General features: G+C 70.1%; 15 protein-coding genes and 2 pseudogenes. 13 read left to right on the top strand and 4 right to left on the bottom strand.

Annotated features, from left to right (window positions below; translation table 11 throughout):
* The first annotated feature begins 21 nt into the window (after positions 1 to 21).
* Together C1925_RS19710 and bioC are read left to right on the top strand one after the other, a co-directional pair.
* The gene (locus tag C1925_RS19710; protein WP_108770373.1) at positions 22 to 801 is read left to right on the top strand and encodes an SDR family oxidoreductase; all 780 of its coding nucleotides are present in this window, start codon (positions 22 to 24) and stop codon (positions 799 to 801) included.
* A 12-nt stretch (positions 802 to 813) separates the two neighbouring features.
* Complete coding sequence (gene bioC, locus C1925_RS19715; protein ID WP_108770374.1) at positions 814 to 1,698, top strand: malonyl-ACP O-methyltransferase BioC; 885 nt, start codon at positions 814 to 816, stop codon at positions 1,696 to 1,698.
* A 111-nt stretch (positions 1,699 to 1,809) separates the two neighbouring features.
* On the opposite strand, the gene C1925_RS19720 is transcribed toward bioC, so the two are convergent.
* Positions 1,810 to 2,454, bottom strand: a complete 645-nt coding sequence (locus C1925_RS19720) for a YdcF family protein (protein ID WP_165835659.1) — start codon at positions 2,452 to 2,454, stop codon at positions 1,810 to 1,812.
* Positions 2,439 to 3,401: a pyridoxal-phosphate dependent enzyme gene (locus C1925_RS19725; RefSeq protein ID WP_108770376.1), complete on the bottom strand. Its 963-nt coding sequence runs from the start codon at positions 3,399 to 3,401 to the stop codon at positions 2,439 to 2,441. The genes C1925_RS19720 and C1925_RS19725 overlap by 16 nt, the downstream gene beginning before the upstream one ends.
* Positions 3,402 to 3,559: 158 nt before the next feature.
* Between C1925_RS19725 and C1925_RS19730 the strand changes: the two genes are divergently transcribed.
* The 11 genes and pseudogenes from C1925_RS19730 to C1925_RS19780 form a co-directional block, all read left to right on the top strand.
* The gene (locus C1925_RS19730; RefSeq protein WP_108770377.1) at positions 3,560 to 4,075 is read left to right on the top strand and encodes a hypothetical protein; all 516 of its coding nucleotides are present in this window, start codon (positions 3,560 to 3,562) and stop codon (positions 4,073 to 4,075) included.
* Between the two features lie 636 nt (positions 4,076 to 4,711).
* Positions 4,712 to 6,601: a tRNA uridine-5-carboxymethylaminomethyl(34) synthesis enzyme MnmG gene (gene mnmG, locus C1925_RS19735; RefSeq protein ID WP_108770378.1), complete on the top strand. Its 1,890-nt coding sequence runs from the start codon at positions 4,712 to 4,714 to the stop codon at positions 6,599 to 6,601.
* Positions 6,602 to 6,732: 131 nt separating this feature from the next.
* A complete protein-coding gene (locus tag C1925_RS19740; protein WP_108770379.1) occupies positions 6,733 to 7,263 on the top strand; it encodes a gamma carbonic anhydrase family protein in 531 nt (176 codons plus the stop codon).
* 123 nt (positions 7,264 to 7,386) lie between these two features.
* Positions 7,387 to 8,076 carry an RDD family protein gene (locus C1925_RS19745; RefSeq protein ID WP_108770380.1) on the top strand — a complete coding sequence of 230 codons (690 nt, stop codon included), beginning with the start codon at positions 7,387 to 7,389 and terminating at the stop codon, positions 8,074 to 8,076.
* A complete protein-coding gene (locus C1925_RS19750) occupies positions 8,073 to 9,065 on the top strand; it encodes a stage II sporulation protein M (RefSeq protein ID WP_108770381.1) in 993 nt (330 codons plus the stop codon). Before C1925_RS19745 ends, C1925_RS19750 begins: the two co-directional genes overlap by 4 nt.
* Positions 9,055 to 10,698 carry a DUF4129 domain-containing protein gene (locus C1925_RS19755; protein ID WP_108770775.1) on the top strand — a complete coding sequence of 548 codons (1,644 nt, stop codon included), beginning with the start codon at positions 9,055 to 9,057 and terminating at the stop codon, positions 10,696 to 10,698. The genes C1925_RS19750 and C1925_RS19755 overlap by 11 nt, the downstream gene beginning before the upstream one ends.
* Entirely contained in the window at positions 10,695 to 11,885 is a 1,191-nt protein-coding gene (locus C1925_RS19760; RefSeq protein WP_108770382.1) for a DUF4350 domain-containing protein, read from the top strand. The genes C1925_RS19755 and C1925_RS19760 overlap by 4 nt, the downstream gene beginning before the upstream one ends.
* Positions 11,882 to 12,868, top strand: a complete 987-nt coding sequence (locus C1925_RS19765) for a MoxR family ATPase (RefSeq protein ID WP_108770383.1) — start codon at positions 11,882 to 11,884, stop codon at positions 12,866 to 12,868. Before C1925_RS19760 ends, C1925_RS19765 begins: the two co-directional genes overlap by 4 nt.
* Positions 12,865 to 14,163, top strand: coding sequence for a DUF58 domain-containing protein (locus C1925_RS19770; protein WP_108770384.1), 1,299 nt, complete (start codon positions 12,865 to 12,867; stop codon positions 14,161 to 14,163). The genes C1925_RS19765 and C1925_RS19770 overlap by 4 nt, the downstream gene beginning before the upstream one ends.
* Positions 14,164 to 14,324: 161 nt before the next feature.
* Positions 14,325 to 14,465: pseudogene (locus tag C1925_RS19775) on the top strand (DUF58 domain-containing protein); the annotation flags it as partial.
* Between the two features lie 161 nt (positions 14,466 to 14,626).
* Positions 14,627 to 14,767, top strand: a pseudogene (locus C1925_RS19780) (DUF58 domain-containing protein); the annotation flags it as partial.
* 143 nt (positions 14,768 to 14,910) lie between these two features.
* Here C1925_RS19780 and C1925_RS19785 read toward each other — a convergent pair.
* Both C1925_RS19785 and C1925_RS19790 read right to left on the bottom strand, forming a co-directional pair.
* The gene (locus tag C1925_RS19785) at positions 14,911 to 15,567 is read right to left on the bottom strand and encodes a hypothetical protein (protein ID WP_108770385.1); all 657 of its coding nucleotides are present in this window, start codon (positions 15,565 to 15,567) and stop codon (positions 14,911 to 14,913) included.
* Positions 15,567 to 16,745, bottom strand: coding sequence for a glutathionylspermidine synthase family protein (locus C1925_RS19790; RefSeq protein ID WP_108770386.1), 1,179 nt, complete (start codon positions 16,743 to 16,745; stop codon positions 15,567 to 15,569). Before C1925_RS19790 ends, C1925_RS19785 begins: the two co-directional genes overlap by 1 nt.
* Positions 16,746 to 16,751 lie beyond the last annotated feature (6 nt).

Genomic DNA, 16,751 nt, shown 5'->3' on the forward strand with positions numbered 1-16,751 from the left:
CGCATTCGGCAGGGTTGACGCATGGATCTCGGTATTTCCGGCCGCTGGGCACTGGTCTGCGGCGCAAGCAAGGGCCTCGGCCTGGGCTGCGCGCGCGCCCTCGTGGCCGAAGGCGTGAACGTGGTGATCGTGGCCCGTGGCGAAACTGCCCTGCAGGCTGCCGCTGAAGAACTGCGCGCCCTGCCCGGTGCCGCCGAGGTGCGCACCGTCGCCGCCGACGTCACCACCGAGGCCGGGCGCACGCAGGCGCTGGCCGCCTGCCCGCAGGTCGACATCCTGGTGACCAACGCCGGTGGCCCGCCGCCGGGCGACTTCCGCACGTTCGAGCGCGACGACTGGATCGCCGCGCTGGATGCCAACATGCTGGCCCCGATCGCGCTGATCCGCGCCACGGTGGACGCGATGATCGCGCGCGGCTTCGGCCGCATCGTCAACATCACCTCGTCCTCGGTGAAGGCACCGATCGACACGCTGGCACTGTCCAACGGCGCGCGCAGCGGTCTCACCGGCTTCGTCGCCGGGCTGGCACGGCGCACGGTCGGCCACAACGTCACGATCAACAACCTGCTGCCCGGCCAGTTCGACACCGACCGCCTGCGCGCCAACTTCGCCCACGCTGCGGGCCAGGACGGCGACGTGCAGGCGGTGGCCGACCGCCGCCGCCAGCAGATCCCCGCCGGCCGCTTCGGCACGCCGGACGAATTCGGCGCCGCCTGCGCCTTCCTGTGCAGTGCACAGGCCGGTTACCTCACCGGGCAGAACCTGCTGATCGACGGCGGCGCCTACCCCGGTACGTTCTAAGAGACTTCCGCAATGCCGTCCCACTTCGATGCCCGCCACGTCCGCCGCGCGTTCGCCCGCGCCGCCAACAGCTATGACGCCGCCGCTGCCCTGCAGCGCGAGGTGCAGTCGCGGCTGATCGAATCGCTGGACTACCTGGAAGCGCGCAAGCCCGAGGTGGTGCTGGACATCGGTGCGGGCACCGGCCACGCCAGCGCGCTGATGAAGAAGCGCTGGCCGAAGGCGCAGGTGATCGCGATGGACGTGGCCCTGCCGATGCTGGACCAGGCCAAGCGCCAGGCCGGCTGGTGGAAGCCGTTCCAGCGCCTGTGCGGTGATGCCGCCGCGCTGCCGCTGCCTGACAACAGCGTCGATGTGATCTTCAGCAACCTGTGCCTGCAGTGGCTGGACGACCTGCCAGCGGTGTTCGCCGGTTTCCGTCGCGTGCTCAAGCCCGGTGGCCTGCTGCTGTGCTCCACCTTCGGCCCTGAAACGCTTGTCGAGCTCAACGAAGCGTTCGCCGCCGCCGATGACCGCCCGCATGTCAGCCGCTTCGCGCAGATCGCCCAGTTCGGCGATGCGTTGATGATGGCCGGCTTCCGCGATCCGGTGCTGGACCGCGACCTGTTCACCCTGACCTACGACGACCTGCCCGCGCTGATGCGCGAGCTGCGCGCGATGGGTGCGACCAATGCACGGGTAGACCGCCGTCACACGCTGACCGGCCGCGGTCGTTTTGCCGCCGCTGCTGCAGCGTACGAACCGATGCGCCGTGCCGACGGCAAGCTGCCCAGCAGCTGGGAAGTGATCTACGCCCACGCCTGGGCGCCGGACCCGGGCGCCCCAATCCGCGAAGGCGGGCATGACATCGCCTCGGTGCCGGTGTCGGCCATCCCGATCCGCCGCAAGCAGCCCTGATCGAAAGCCGCCGGGCATGGCCCGGCGCTACCAGACGCGCGATAGGGGCCGCGCCGGACGCACGATATGGGTAGCGCCGGGCCATGCCCGGCGAGCGCAGCGGCTTGGCGATCAGGTATTCGCCGGCGAACTCAGCGGCGGACGCACCAGGTCGCGGTGGAAGAAATAGATTTCCTGCACCAGGAAACGCCAGCTGGTGTGGAAGCTGCGGAAGCGCGTGCTTGGCGTGGACGAGGCCAGCGCCTCGATGCCCAGCGCCTGGCTCAGGCGCAGCGCGCGCGCCATGTGCAGCGGGTCGCTGACGATGATGACCGTGTGCAGCTTGCGCTGCTCCATCAGTCGCTTGGCTTCCACCAGGTTCTGTACGGTGTTGCGTGAGGCGGTCTCGATCAGGATCGCGTCATCCGGCACGCCGTGCTTCAGCGCATAGCGCCGTGCCACCTGCGATTCGGAAAAACGCGCGCCCGCACCACCGTAGCCACCGGTGAAGATCAGCAGCGGCGCGTAGCCGGCCTGGTACAGATCCAGGCCATGGCGGATGCGTTCTTCGAACACCGGCGACGGCTTGGCATCGTAGGCCGCCGCGCCCAGCACGATGATCGCGTCGGCCTTGGCGGCCTGGTCGCGCTCACCCACCCAGACGATCCAGGCGGTCACGCCCAGCAGCCACACCAGCACCAGCACGAACAGGCGCCACAGCCAACCCAGCAGGCCGGTGCGGGGTCGATGACGGCCGCGGCTCACGCCACCTCCCAGCGCAGCGCTGGCAGATCGACGTTGCCGCCGGACAGCACCAGGCCCACGCGCTGGCCGGCAAACCGCGCCGGCTGGGCCAGCACCGCCGCCAGCACGATGGCCGAGGACGGTTCCACCACCTGCTTCAGCACCTCCCACAGCAGGCGCATCGCCGCACGGGTGGCGTCATCGTCCACCACGATCACCTCGGCGCCCGCCGCCTGCAGCAGCTGGAAATTCGGCGCGCCGACCAGCGTGCGCAGGCCATCGCAGAAGGTGTCCGGGGTGAAGGCGGTCACGCGCTCGCCGGCAGCCAGCGAGCGCGCGGTGTCGTCGGCACCGGCCGGTTCGGCCAGCACCAGGCGGGTCTGCGGGCTGGCGTGCTGCAGGGCCAGCGCAGTGCCGCTGGCCAGGCCACCACCGCCCACCGGCACCACCAGTACATCGAACGGGCCATCGCTGTGCAGCAGTTCCAGCGCCGCCGTGCCCTGCCCGGCCATCACCGCCGGGTCGGCATAGGGATGCACCAGGGTCGCGCCGGTATCGGCCTGCACCTGCGCGCAGGTGGCCTCGCGGTCGGCGATGGTGGGCGGGCAACGCCAGAGGGTGGCGCCATGGCGTGCGATGTTGGCCAGCTTGGCGGCCACCGCCCCTTCGGGCACCACCACATGACAGGGTATGCCGCGGGTGCGGGCGGCCAGGGCCAGCGCCGCACCGTGGTTGCCCGAGGAATGGGTGACCACACCGGCCGCGGCGTGCCCGGCGTCCAGCGACCACACCGCATTGCAGGCACCACGGAACTTGAACGCCCCGCCGCGCTGCAGATGCTCGGCCTTGAAGGCCAGCTGCGCCCCGGCCAGCGCATCCAGCGCGTGCGAGCGCAGGACCGGCGTGACATGGGCATGCGGCGCGATCCGCGCGGCGGCGGCCAGGACATCTTCGGCGCGGGGCAACAGTGAATCGCTCATGACGCAAGATTAACGTATGCCCCGACGCTGGTGGCCACGCACCCGGCCATGCCAGCATGCAGGCCTTCATCGCCATTCATCCTGGGCCGGCACAATTAAGGGGCGATTCAATGCCCACGCCTGAAGCTGGCCCTACACCCGTCCTTGGGGGGACCCACATGAAAACGCGCCTGTTGCTTGCCGGTGGCCTGTTGCTGGCCCTCACCGGCTGTTCCACCTACGACTATGTCGGCGGTGGCAGCGGTGGCAGTTACTACCACGGTGCCCCGTCGACGGAGTACCGCTATCCGTATGGCTACCCGTCCACCTATGGCTACCCCTACTACGGTGGGTATGGCGGCTATGGCGGTGGCTACGGCTATTACGGCAACCCGTATTACTCGCGCCCGGTCTACCGGCCGCCGCACAACCACCGCCCGCCGCCGCCGCCGCGTCCGGGCAACGGGGGTGAGAACCGTCCGCCGCCGCCGCCGCGCCAGAACAACGGTGGGTCGCCGTGGCGGAACATGGACTCGATGCGTCGCCCGCCGCAGGCCGGCCGCCCGTCGGGTCCGCCGCAGGCACGTCCGTCTGCGCCCCAGGCTCGTCCGTCCGCGCCGCCGCAGGCACGTCCGGCACCGGCACCGCGTTCGCCGAAGTCGAACGGTTCTCCGTGGCGAAACCTGGAACGATGAACCGTTGCCTGCGGCGAAACATGAAACGTGCGACGCAGCGCACAGTTGGGCTCTGAACCATCTTGCATTTCACGCGGTTCAGGCCGCACTCTACGCGGGTGGTGACGGCCCGCGTCACAAAGTGACAAAAACGTTAAGGGCCCGTCCCAAACAGCTCTACGTCGATATCCGACAGGAACATCTGGATCCCCCCTGTTCCGGCCCTGTCGGATGTCGGCACCTCTGAAAGCAGACGGCCCCGCGATGCGGGGCCGTTTGTTTTTGGCTTGTCTGGATCCACGCCATGCGTGGATAGGGCCCCTCCCGGCAAATCCCCCGCCCTGGTAGATCCACGCCATGCGTGGATGGGACCTCTCCCGGCAGGCCACCCAAAAAAACAGGGCCGGACAGTCCCCCGACTGCCGGCCCCCCGCTTCCCCACCGTGCGCCTGTACCGGCCCCTGTTCCAATTCCGGTCAACGGCGCCTACGGCGCCAGCCACGATGGGTGCTATTGGGTTATCTGCAAAAATCCTGCCAACTTTAGGGCGGATTTCATCCCGGCCCCGATCCGGGCCCGTCGCCCCCCTCCGAATGGCGCTAAAATCGCCACCCCGGCGCCGCCCCGGCCGCGCCCGTCCCTTGTTGACCTGCCCCCATGACCCAGTCCTTCCATCGTTACGACGTCATCGTCATCGGCGGTGGCCACGCCGGCACCGAGGCCGCGCTGGCCGCGGCCCGTACCGGCGTGCGCACCCTGCTGCTGACCCACAACATCGAAACCGTGGGCGCGATGAGCTGCAACCCGGCCATCGGCGGCATCGGCAAGGGCCACCTGGTCAAGGAAATCGATGCCCTCGGCGGTGCGATGGCGCATGCCGCCGACCGCGCCGGCATCCAGTGGCGCACGCTCAACGCCTCCAAGGGCCCGGCCGTGCGCGCGACCCGCTGCCAGGCCGACCGCAACCTGTACCGCATGGCGATCCGTGCCATCGTCGAAGGCCAGGCCAACCTGACCGTGTTCCAGGCCGCCGTCGATGACCTGGTCATCGAAGGCGACGCCGTGCGCGGGGTCATCACCCAGACCGGCCTGCGCTTCGACGCCGAGGCCGTGGTGCTGACCGCCGGCACCTTCCTCGCCGGCAAGATCCACGTCGGCCCGACCCAGTACGCCGCCGGCCGCATGGGCGACCCGCCGGCGACCACGCTGGCCGCGCGCCTGCGCGAGCGTCCGTTCCAGGTGGACCGCCTGAAGACCGGCACGCCGCCGCGCATCGATGGCCGCTCGCTGGATTACAGCGTGATGGACGAGCAGCCCGGCGACACGCCGCGCCCGGTGATGTCCTTCCTCGGCTCGGTGGACGAGCATCCGCAGCAGGTCAGCTGCTGGATCACCCACACCACCGAACAGACCCACCAGATCATCCGCGACGCCCTGCACCGTTCGCCGCTGTACAGCGGGCAGATCGAGGGCATCGGCCCGCGCTACTGCCCGTCCATCGAGGACAAGGTGGTGCGCTTCGCCGAGAAGGCCAGCCACCAGATCTTCGTCGAGCCTGAGGGCCTGGGCATCGTCGAGATCTACCCCAACGGCATCTCCACCTCGCTGCCGTTCGACGTGCAGCTGGAGATGGTGCGCAGCATCCGCGGCTTCCAGAACGCGCACATCACCCGCCCCGGCTACGCCATCGAATACGACTTCTTCGATCCGCGCGGGCTGAAGGCTTCGCTGGAAACCAAGCTGGTCAACGGCCTGTTCTTCGCCGGCCAGATCAACGGCACCACCGGTTATGAAGAAGCCGCCGCACAGGGCCTGCTGGCCGGCCTCAACGCCGCGCGCCAGGTGCGCGGGCTGGACGGCTGGTGCCCGCGCCGCGACGAAGCGTACCTGGGCGTGCTGGTGGATGACCTGATCACCCACGGCACCAACGAGCCGTACCGCATGTTCACCAGCCGCGCCGAATACCGCCTGCAGCTGCGCGAGGACAACGCCGACCAGCGCCTGACTCCGGCCGGCCGCGAAATGGGCCTGGTCGATGACCGCCGCTGGAGCGCCTTCGAGACCAAGCAGGCCGCAGTGGCCGCCGAGCGCGCGCGCTTGGGTGCGCTGTGGGCGACCCCGGCCAATGCGCTGGGCCGCGAGGTACAGGAAACGCTGGGCGTGGCGGTCAGCCGCGAAACCAACGTGCTGGACCTGATCAAGCGCCCGGAACTGGACTACGCGCAGCTGATGCAGGTGCCGTCGCTGGGCCCGGCCGTGGCCGATGGCAAGGTGGCCGAGCAGGTCGAGATCGGCGTGAAGTACGCCGGCTACCTGGACCGCCAGCGCGACGAGATCGAACGCCAGCAGCGCCACGAAGCGACGCCGATCGCCGAAGGCTTCGACTACGCCGGCGTGCGTGGGTTGTCGGCCGAAGTGCTGCAGAAGCTGGAACGCGTGCGCCCGCAGACCATCGGCCAGGCACAGCGCATTCCCGGCATGACCCCGGCCGCGATCTCGCTGCTGCTGGTGCACCTGGAACGCGCCCGCCGCGGCCGCGTGGCGTAACGCGCATCATCGGTAGCGCCGGGCCATGCCCGGCGAGCGTAGCGGCACGCGAACAGCCGCCGGGCATGGCCCGGCGCTACCGATACCTCTGCCGCGTATCATCGTCGTGTTTGCCCCACCTGGAGACAGCGATGAACCCCCTGCGCCCCTTCCGCGACAAGATGCCCGTCCTCGGCCAGCGCGTATACGTCGACCCGGCCTGCACCCTCATCGGTGACGTGGAGCTGGCCGACGATGTCTCCATCTGGCCGGGCACGGTCATCCGCGGCGACGTCAACCATGTCCGCATCGGCGCGCGCACCAACGTGCAGGACGGCACCATCATCCACGTCAGCCACCACAGCCCGTACAACAAGGCCGGCTACCCGACCCTGATCGGCGAAGGCGTGACCGTCGGCCACGGCTGCATCATCCACGCCTGCACCATCGGCGATTACAGCCTGATCGGCATGGGTGCCTGCATCCTCGACGGCGCGCGCGTCGAGCGCCATGCCTTCGTCGGCGCCGGCGCCGTGGTCGGCCCGGGCAAGGTGGTCGGCGAGGGCGAGTTGTGGGTGGGCAACCCGGCGCGTCCGGCACGCACGCTCAGCGACAAGGAGATCGAGTCGCTGCACTATTCGGCCGACCACTACGTGCGGCTGAAGGACGAATACCTGGGCTGAGCCGCTTCGTCGGCCACTGGGCTCTGCTAAAGTCGGGGCCCGACCAGGAACCGTCGAGACCCCCATGCCTGTGGCAGCACGCCGGAGAGGACTCCAGCGCCCACATCCGCGGCCATCGCACTGATGACCGCGCCCATGCTCGATACCTACCGCGAGGTGGTAACGCCGGAAGGCGTGCCGCTGCAGTTGCCCACCGCCGGGCCGATGCCGCGTGCGCTGGCCTGGCTGGTCGACCTGGGCATCCGCTTCGGCGCGCTGGTGCTGCTGTCCATTCCGCTGGCCCTGCTCGATGAGTTTGGCCGCGGCATCTACATGGCCGCGATGTTCCTGCTGATGTGGGCCTACCCCATCGTCTGCGAGGCGCTGTGGGGCCGCACCCTGGGCAAGCGTGCACTCGGCCTGCGCGTGCTGTCGCGCGATGGCGCACCGGTGGGCTGGATGGCCTCGATCACCCGCAACCTGCTGCGTACCGTGGACATGCTGCCGTTCGGTTATGCCCTGGGCCTGCTCAGCAGCCTGTTCGATCCGTACGGGCGCCGCCTCGGCGACCTGGTGGCCGGCACCGTGGTGGTGCACGAGCCGATGCATTACCTGTCGCCACCGGCCACCATCGACAGCGTGCTGGTGCCGTCGCAGCCGCTGCGCCCGCAGGAACAGGCCGCCGTCCTCGCCTTTGCCGAACGCGCGCCGCGCCTGTCGCCGGGCCGCCAGCAGGAACTGGCAGGTATCGCCGAGCCGCTGACCGGTGCATCCGGCCAGGTGGGCGTGCTGCGCCTGTATGCGATGGCCAACTGGCTGCTGGGCCGCCGATGAAGCAGGAACAGTTCGTCGCCCGCCACCAGCACGAATGGCAGCAGCTGGAGCTCTGGCTGCAGCAGCGTGCGGGCGCTTCGCGTCGCAGGCGGCGCAGGCCCGAAGCCGCTGATCCGGGTGACGTCGCCTTCGCCCAGCGCTACCGCCGCCTGTGCCAGCAGCTGGCGCTGGCCCGCGAACGCGGCTACAGCCCGCAGCTGGTGCAGCGCCTGCAGCAGCTGATGCAGCAGGGCCACAGTGTGCTGTACCGCACGCCGCCGGTGCGCTGGCGGCGGGCGCTGGAATTCCTGGTGGCCGACTTCCCGATGCTGGTGCGCAGCCAGGCGCGCAGCATGTGGGTGGCACTGGCGATGTTCGCGGTGCCGGCGCTGGCCTGCTTCGCCGTGGTGCAGCTGTACCCGGACAGCGTGCATCTGCTGATGGACAACAGCCAGATCGCCGAGATGGAACGCATGTACGACCCGGCCGCGGACCGGCTGGGGCGTGACAGCGGCACCGACTGGATGATGTTCGGCTACTACATCATGAACAACATCAGCATCGCCCTGCGCACCTTCGCCAGCGGCCTGCTGGCCGGGCTGGGCACGCTGCTGGTGCTGCTGTTCAACGGCGTCATCATGGGCGCGGTGGCGGGCCACCTGCAGCAGATCGGCCATGGCGATCCGTTCTGGCGTTTCGTCGTCGGCCATGCCGCCTTCGAACTGACCGGCATCGTGATCGCCGGCGGTGCCGGCCTGCAGCTGGGCATGAAACTGCTGGCGCCCGGCCGCCGCCGCCGCATCGACGCGCTGGTGGAAGGCGGCCGCATCGGCGCCCGCCTGTGCCTGGGCGTGGCCTTCATGCTGCTGCTGGCGGCCTTCGTGGAAGCGTTCTGGTCGTCGATCGCGCAGATCCCGGCCTGGGCCAAGTACAGCGTGGCCGGTGTGTTGTGGGTCGGCGTGCTGCTGTGGCTGTGGCGCGGCGGTCGCGGGGGTGAACGTGCGGATTGACCACCTCGACGTGGCCCTGCGTGCGCGCAGCGGCTGGGAAGCGATGGAACTGGGCACCGCCCTCGCCCGCCGCCATGCGCGCGCGGTGTGGGGCAGCTGGCTGCTGGCCAGTGCGCCGTTGTTCGTGCTGTTCAATGCGCTGGCCTGGTGGCTGGACGGCTTCGCCTGGGCATCGCTGGCGATGTGGTGGTGCAAGCCGCTGTTCGAACGCGCGCCGCTGTACGTGCTCTCACGCGGCATCTTCGGCGAGACGGTCGGCGCGCGTGCGGCACTGGCCGCGCAACGGCACTGGGGCGGCACCGGTTTCTGGGGCTACCTCGGCTGGCGCCGTTTCAGCCTGCTGCGCAGCCTGTGCCTGCCGGTCAACCTGCTGGAAGGCAACGCGCCCGCACAGCGCGGCCCACGCCGGCGCGCGGTGGCCGCCGGCGCCGCTGGGCCGGCAATCCTGCTGGCGCTGATCTGCCTCGGCTTCGAGCTGGTGCTGGTGCTGGGCGCGATCGCAGCGGTCTTCATGTTCATTCCGCTGGAACTGCTGCCCGACTCGTGGCGCGCGGCCTGGGCGATGATCAGCGTCGAGACCCCGCCGTGGGCGGACCTGCTGCTGAACCTGCTGAGCTGGCTGGCCGCCGCCCTGATCGGCCCGTTCTATGTCGGTGCGGGCTTCGGCCTGTACCTCAACCGGCGCACGCAGATGGAAGCGTGGGACGTGGAGATCGCCCTGCGCCGCCTGCGCGAACGGCTGCTGCCGGCGGCATCGACGCTGGCCCTGCTGCTGTGCCTGGCGCTGCCGCTGGCCCCCGCCCACGCGCAGGACGCCGATGCGGACACTGCCCACCAGGTCGCCGACGAAGCCCGGGCGGCCGGACAGACCGACGCGGATGAAGACGAAGGCGAGGATGACGGCGAAGAAGCCAACGCCGCCAATGATCCGGCCAATGCCGCCGCCGGCATCTTCGGCGAGCAGCCGGTGGACACGGCCGGTTTCCGCCAGGCGGTGAACCGTGCCTACGAGGATCCGCTGCAGCGGCCGGTCCGCCAGGTCACCGAGTGGAAGCCGATCGACGACGCCACGGCGGAGAAGAAGGCCGAGAAGAAAGACACCAGGGACGACAAGGCCGGCCAGAAGCATGGCGAACGCAACCGCGGCCTGAAGCTGCTGGCACGGGTGGCCGAGTGGGGCCTGTGGGCGCTGCTCGGCGCCGTGGTGCTGGTGCTGCTGCTGACCGCGCGCCTGTGGTGGCCGTGGCTGCGTGGCGCCGGCCGGCGCACGCCGAAGGACGCACCGCGCGTGCAGGAAGAGGCCGTGGAACTGCCGGTGGTGCTGCCGCCGGACGTGGCCACCCAGGCCGGCCTGCTGTGGGACCAGGGACGCCCGCGCCAGGCCTTGGCCCTGCTTTACCGCGCCAGCGTGCGCACCCTGGTCGAGCGCACCGGCAACGCGTTGCCGCCCGGCGCCACCGAAGCGCAGTGCCTGCGTGCTTCGCGGCGCATGCCTCAGCAGGCGGACCGCGATCTGTTCGCGCGCATCGTGCGCATGTGGCAGTACGCCGCGTACGGCGGCCGCCTGCCCACGCGCGATGAGTTCGATGGCCTGGCCGCGACCCTGCGCCAGCAGTTCGGGTGGAAGGCATGAGCCCGCGCGCGTTCTGGGCCCTGCTGCTCGGCCTGCTGGTGCTGCTGGGCGTGCCGTTGACCATCCTGTTCCTGCGCACGCACGAGAAGGTCACCGAGACCGTGGTGCTGCCGCCGCGTGGCGAAGCCAGCTACAACCCGCTGTACGTGCTGGGGCAGGCGCTGCGCGCGGACGGCATTGAAGTGCAGTCGCGCGAACGCCTGCAGCTGGCGAAGATGCCCCTGGCCGACACCGATACCGTGGTCCTGCTGCAGGACACCCGCGAGATGCCGCCGGGCACCGCGCAGGCACTGCTGGACTGGGTTGCCCGTGGCGGCCACCTGCTGCTGCGCACGCAGCCGCCGGGCGAGGACAAGACCAGCACCACGCAGGGTCCGCTGCTGGACCGCATCGGCGTGGAAAGCCTGTTCCATGGCAAGGACTGCCAGCCGTTCCATGTAGTGGATGATCCCAACCACGTCGAGTTCTGCAACGGCCGCCGCTTCAGCCTCGGCTTCCGGGCCAGTGCCGATGCCGAGCGCCGCTGGGGCAACGAGGAAGGGCTGGCCTTCGCCCGCCTGCGCCACGGCAAGGGCCGCATCGATGTGCTGGCCGACATGGATTTCATGCGCGGCAATGGCGCCGCTCCGCTGCCGCGCAAGGGCGCGACGGCCAAAAACACACCGCAGCGCGGTGGCCTGCACGATCTCTCCCACCGCGACCTGACCCGCCACCTGCTGGACCCCAACTACGGGCGCGGCACGGTGTGGCTGGTATACGGCAGCCGCCCGCCGACGCTGCTGGCGCGCATCGTGCTGCAGGGCTGGCCGGTGTGGATTCCGCTGCTGCTGGGCATCCTGGGCTGGCTGTGGACGCGCGCGCAGCGGCTGGGCAGCGTGCTGCCTTCGCCGGTGGTCGAGCGCCGCTCGCTGCTGGAACACGTGCGTGCCAGTGGCGAGCTGCTGCTGCGCTTCGGCCAGGGCGCGCAGCTGTACAACGCAGTGCAGGCGCTGTTCCTGCATCGCCTGCGCCTGCGCGCCCCGGTGGCGGCCGCGCTGGATGGCGCTGCCCGCGACCAGGCCATCGCCGAGGTGCTGCAGTGGCCCGCCAGCCGCGTGGCCACCGCCCTCACCGCTCCTTCGCCGCACGATTCCTCCGCCCTGCGCGAGCGCATCCGCTTGCTGCTCCAGATGAGATCCCTGCTATGACCGATGCCCCTGAGCTTCCGGCGGCCGCTGCCGCCCGCCTGATCGAACGCGTCGATGCCATCCGCGATGCCGTCGGCCGCGCCTTCATCGGCCAGGCCGACGTGCTCGACCAGATCATGGTGGCGCTGCTGGCCGGCGGCCACGTGCTCATCGAAGGCGTGCCCGGGCTGGGCAAGACCCTGCTGGTGCGTGCGCTGGCACAGGCCATGGAGCTGGACTACGGGCGCGTGCAGTTCACCCCCGACCTGATGCCCAGCGACGTCAGCGGCCATGCGGTGTACGACCCGAAGAGCGAGAGCTTCAAGATCCGCCGCGGCCCGGTGTTCACCAACCTGCTGCTGGCCGACGAGATCAACCGCGCCCCGGCCAAGACCCAGTCGGCCCTGCTGGAAGTGATGCAGGAAGGCCAGGTGACCATCGAAGGCAAGGCCTTCACCCTGGCGCCGCCGTTCATGGCCCTGGCCACGCAGAACCCGCTGGAACAGGAAGGCACCTACCCGCTGCCGGAAGCGCAGCTGGACCGCTTCCTGCTGAAGGTGCTGATCGACTACCCGCAGCTGGAAGACGAGAAGCACATGGTCACGGCCATCACCCGTGGCCGCGCCGCCAGCGATTTCGACCTCAGCCAGGTGCCGCGCGTACTCGGCGCCGGCGAACTGCTGGCGCTGCAGCAGGCCACCGCCGCCATCACCGTCGATGACGAGGTGATCGACTACGCGGTGCGCATCGTGGCCGCCACCCGTTCCTGGCCGGGCATCGCCGTCGGCGCCGGCCCGCGCGGCAGCATCGCGCTGGTGCGTGCCGCGCGTGCGCAGGCGGTGCTGGCCGGCCGCGATTTCGTCACCCCCGACGACGTGCGTGACATCGCACGGCCGGCACTGCGCCACCGCATCGCGCTGGCACCGGAACTGCAGATCGAAGGCCAGGGCCCGGACGACGTGCTCGGTGCCCTGCTGGCCAAGGTGGAAGCGCCGCGCCGATGAGGCCTGCGCCGCTGCTGCTGGTCCTGCTGGCTGCCTGGGCCGCGCTGGGCGGCGTGGTGCTGGCCGGCCTGCTGCCGCACTGGAGCTGGGCCGTGGCCGGTGCGCTGGTGGCTGCGCTGGCACTGGCCGATCTGTGGCGGCAGTGGCGACGTGCATCGCCGCAGGTACAGCGCCAGGTGCCCGAGGCGCTGGCACTGGGCGTGCGCCGCGAGATCGGCCTGCGCCTGTTCGCCGAGCAGCCGATGCAGGTGCAGGTGTTCGATCGCGTGCCCGGCGGCTGGCCGCTGGAAGGATTGCCGCAGCGCCTGCAGCTGCGCGCCGGCCACGCCAGCATCCTGCACTACCAGGTGCAGCCGCAGCAGCGCGGGCGCTTCCAGTTCGACGGCGTGGACGTACGCATCCGCTCGCCGTGGCGGCTGTGGTGGCAGCAGCGCACGCTGCCGCCGGTGCTGGACGTGCGGGTCTATCCCAACTTCGTGCCGCTCACCCGCTTCGCGTTGTTCAGTGCCGACCAGGCCTCGCGCCTGGTGGGCGCACACGTGAAGCGCCGCCGTGGTGAAGGCACCGATTTCCACCAGATGCGCGAGTACCGCGTCGGTGACAGCCTGCGCCAGCTGGACTGGAAGGCCACCGCCCGCGCGCGCAAGCTGATCTCACGCGAATACCAGGACGAGAAGAACCAGCAGCTGCTGCTGATGCTCGACAGCGGCCGGCGCATGCTGGCCAGCGAAGGCGGCCTCTCGCACTTCGACCATGCCTTGAACGCATCGCTGGTGGTGGCTTACCTGGCGTTGCGCCAGGGCGATGCCGCCGGCCTGTTCGCGGTGGGTGGCGAACGCCGCTGGGTGGCGCCGCAGCGCGGCATGGGCACGGTGGAACACCTGCTGCGCGCCAGTTACGACCTGCAGCCGCAGGCCGTGGCCACCGACTATCTGGCCGCCGCCACCGAAGTCTCGCTGCGGCAGCGCCGGCGTGCGCTGGTGATGCTGGTCAGCAACGTGCGCGACGAAGACATCGAAGACCTGCTGGCCGCCGTGCGCCTGCTGCAGCGCCGCCATCTGGTGTGCGTGGCCAGCCTGCGCGAACGCGAACTGGATACCGCGCTGGAGGGCGAGGTGCACACGCTGGAAGACGCCGCCCAGGCAGGTGCCGCCGCGCTGTACCTGCAGCAGCGCGCGAAGGCGCATGAAGCGCTGCGCAGCGAGAAGGTGATGGTGCTGGACGTGACCGCCGACGCCCTGCCTGCCGCGCTGGTGGAACGGTATCTGGCCGTGAAGCGCGAAGGGCTGCTGTAACGGGTAGCGCCGGGCCATGCCCGGCGGATGGGGAACCACCGCTGCGCTCGCCGGGCATGGCCCGGCGCTACCGGCACACCGCCCTGGTTCGCGAACGCTCTGGTAGGTGCCAACCTTGGTTGGCACGAAACCCAAGGCAAACAGCTGCCGGCCAGCGGCCGGCACTACCCCTGCAGCAGCGCGCGAAAGCGCACGAAGCACTGCGCAGCGAGAAAGTGATGGTGCTGGACGTGACCGCCGACGCCCTGCCTGCCGCGCTGGTGGAACGGTATCTGGCCGTGAAGCGCGAAGGGCTGCTGTAACCGGTAGCGCCGGGCCATGCCCGGCGGATGGGGAACCACCGCTGCGCTCGCCGGGCATGGCCCGGCGCTACCGTCGAACCGCTCTGGTCCGCGACTGCTCTGATAGGTGCCAACCTTGGTTGGCACGAAACCCAAGGCAAACAGCTGCCGGCCAGCGGCCGGCACTTCCCCTGCAGCAGCGCGCGAAAGCGTATGAAGCGCTGCGCAGCGAGAAGGTGATGGTGCTGGACGTGACCGCCGACGCCCTGCCTGCCGCGCTGGTGGAACGGTATCTGGCCGTGAAGCGCGAAGGGCTGCTGTAACGGGTAGCGCCGGGCCATGCCCGGCGGATGGGGAACCACCGCTGCGCTCGCCGGGCATGGCCCGGCGCTACCAGCACACCGCCCTGGTTCGCGAACGCTCTGGTAGGTGCCAACCTTGGTTGGCACAAAACCCACGCCGCCGGTTACGCGGCCGCCAGCAATCGCCGCTGCAACCGTTCCACCGCACGCTGCAGCAGCACCCGGTTGCGGGCCAGCTTCATCCACTGCGGCAGGCGCGAGAACATCGAGGCGTTGTGCACGCCACCGTGCTCGCGCAGTGCCGACGTCGCGTAGTCATGCAGCACCTGCAGGTGCTCGGCGTTGTAGGCCCACAGCAGGCCCGCACGGGTGGGCTCCACCAACCGCAGCGGCAGGCCGAAATGCGGATCTGCCGGCTCGGCATCGCGCAACGGGCAGACGCTGACCTTCACCTCGCTGGTGCGCCCGCACTGCACGCACTTGGCCGGCAGCACCTCGGGCACGGCCGTGGAGGCCGACGGTCGATGCTGGTGCACGCACACCCACTGGTGACCGCAGTAACCGCACGGGCGGCGGCCATCAATGCGCACCGCGCCCACCCAGGCGCCGCTGTCCAGCGCCACGCTGCAGCCGGTGCAACGGAAGCGCGCCGTCCAGCGGTGAGGCTGCCAGCTGGCGACCACCCAGCCCGGCGTGTCACAGCGATGGCAGCGCACCGCCACGCGCCCGGCGAAGGCGTGCAGCGTGCGGCCATCATCGAAGTGCCGCCCCGGCACCGGCGTCGTCCGCCCGCGCCGGCCCAAGGGCCGCCGCACCGCCATCAGACGTAGATCCGCGTCGGCGCCTCGTCCACGATCGCATGCGGCACGAAGCGCGCACTGTCGCGGGTGATCGCGCTGTCGTCCTCGCGGATGCCGATGCCGCAGGCATGGTCACCGATCACCCAGCTGCCGACCAGCGGGTAACCGCCTTCGAAGCGGGTGAGCGGGTGCGCACGCTGGATGATCGCCGGGCCTTCGTACGGGCCGTCGCTGCGCTGGGTGCTGCCATCGGCCAGGTGCATCTCGATGTTGGCACCTTCGCGCGAGAACAGCGGCTTGCGCACCCAACCCGAGGCCAGCGCGCTGCCATCATCGAAGTGCGCTTCCAGCAGGTTCGGGTGGCTGACGTTGCGCTGCCACAGCAGCGGCAGGATGCCCTTGTTGCTCAGCACCGCCTTCCACGCCGGCTCCAGCAGCTGGATGCCCGAACCGGGCAGCGCGCGGCCGAATTCCTCGGCCATCAGGTCTTCCAGCGGGTACAGCTTGAACAGCGTGCCGATCACCGTGTCGTCCAGCGCGGTGAAGCGACCGTCCTCGGACAGGCCGATATCCTCGATGGCGATGGCCTCGCCCTGCAGGCCCGCCTGGGCCGCGCAGTCACGCAGGTAGTCGACCGTGCCACGGTCCTCGTCCGAACTGCCTACCGCGCTGAAATACAGCGGCGGCGGCAGGCGCGCGGCGAGCTCGCCGAAGCGCTCGACCAGGGCCTCGTGCATGCCGTTGAACTGGTCGGCGTGCTGCGGCAGGCGGCCGGCGTTGCGCTGGTCCTCCAGCCACTGCCACTGGAAGAAGCTGGCCTCGAACAGCGAGGTCGGCGTGTCGTAGTTCAGTTCGTACAGCTTGGCCGGACCGGTGCCGTCGTAGGCCAGGTCCAGGCGCCCGTACAGGTGCGGCTGGCGCTGGCGCCAGCTCTCGGCGATCCAGTCGCGGTAATGCGCGGGGATCGCCAGCTGGTCCATCAGGCGCTCGCTGGCGATGACATCGCCAACCAGGTCCAGCGCCATCTGGTGCAGCTCGGCGCTGGGGTCTTCGATGTCGACTTCGATCTGGCGCAGGGTGAACGCGTAGTACGCGCTTTCATCCCAGTACGGCTGGCCGTCGATGGTGTGGAAGCGGAAACCGGCTTCCTCCGCGCGCGCCCGCCAGTGGGCGCGCTCGGCAATGCGAATTCGCTGCATGGGTCG

It is taken from the genome of Stenotrophomonas sp. SAU14A_NAIMI4_5 (assembly GCF_003086795.1).
Classification (GTDB): Bacteria; Pseudomonadota; Gammaproteobacteria; order Xanthomonadales; family Xanthomonadaceae; genus Stenotrophomonas.

Excerpts from the sequence above, each read along its gene's own strand:
- bioC (WP_108770374.1), top strand. The coding sequence starts at position 814 with ATGCCGTCCCACTTCGATGCCCGCCACGTCCGCCGCGCGTTCGCCCGC.
- C1925_RS19750 (WP_108770381.1), top strand. The coding sequence starts at position 8,073 with ATGAAGCAGGAACAGTTCGTCGCCCGCCACCAGCACGAATGGCAGCAG.
- C1925_RS19760 (WP_108770382.1), top strand. The coding sequence starts at position 10,695 with ATGAGCCCGCGCGCGTTCTGGGCCCTGCTGCTCGGCCTGCTGGTGCTG.
- C1925_RS19725 (WP_108770376.1), bottom strand. The coding sequence starts at position 3,401 with ATGAGCGATTCACTGTTGCCCCGCGCCGAAGATGTCCTGGCCGCCGCC.
- C1925_RS19740 (WP_108770379.1), top strand. The coding sequence starts at position 6,733 with ATGAACCCCCTGCGCCCCTTCCGCGACAAGATGCCCGTCCTCGGCCAG.
- C1925_RS19730 (WP_108770377.1), top strand. The coding sequence starts at position 3,560 with ATGAAAACGCGCCTGTTGCTTGCCGGTGGCCTGTTGCTGGCCCTCACC.
- C1925_RS19785 (WP_108770385.1), bottom strand. The coding sequence starts at position 15,567 with ATGGCGGTGCGGCGGCCCTTGGGCCGGCGCGGGCGGACGACGCCGGTG.
- C1925_RS19790 (WP_108770386.1), bottom strand. The coding sequence starts at position 16,745 with ATGCAGCGAATTCGCATTGCCGAGCGCGCCCACTGGCGGGCGCGCGCG.
- C1925_RS19770 (WP_108770384.1), top strand. The coding sequence starts at position 12,865 with ATGAGGCCTGCGCCGCTGCTGCTGGTCCTGCTGGCTGCCTGGGCCGCG.
- mnmG (WP_108770378.1), top strand. The coding sequence starts at position 4,712 with ATGACCCAGTCCTTCCATCGTTACGACGTCATCGTCATCGGCGGTGGC.
- C1925_RS19765 (WP_108770383.1), top strand. The coding sequence starts at position 11,882 with ATGACCGATGCCCCTGAGCTTCCGGCGGCCGCTGCCGCCCGCCTGATC.
- C1925_RS19745 (WP_108770380.1), top strand. The coding sequence starts at position 7,387 with ATGACCGCGCCCATGCTCGATACCTACCGCGAGGTGGTAACGCCGGAA.
- C1925_RS19710 (WP_108770373.1), top strand. The coding sequence starts at position 22 with ATGGATCTCGGTATTTCCGGCCGCTGGGCACTGGTCTGCGGCGCAAGC.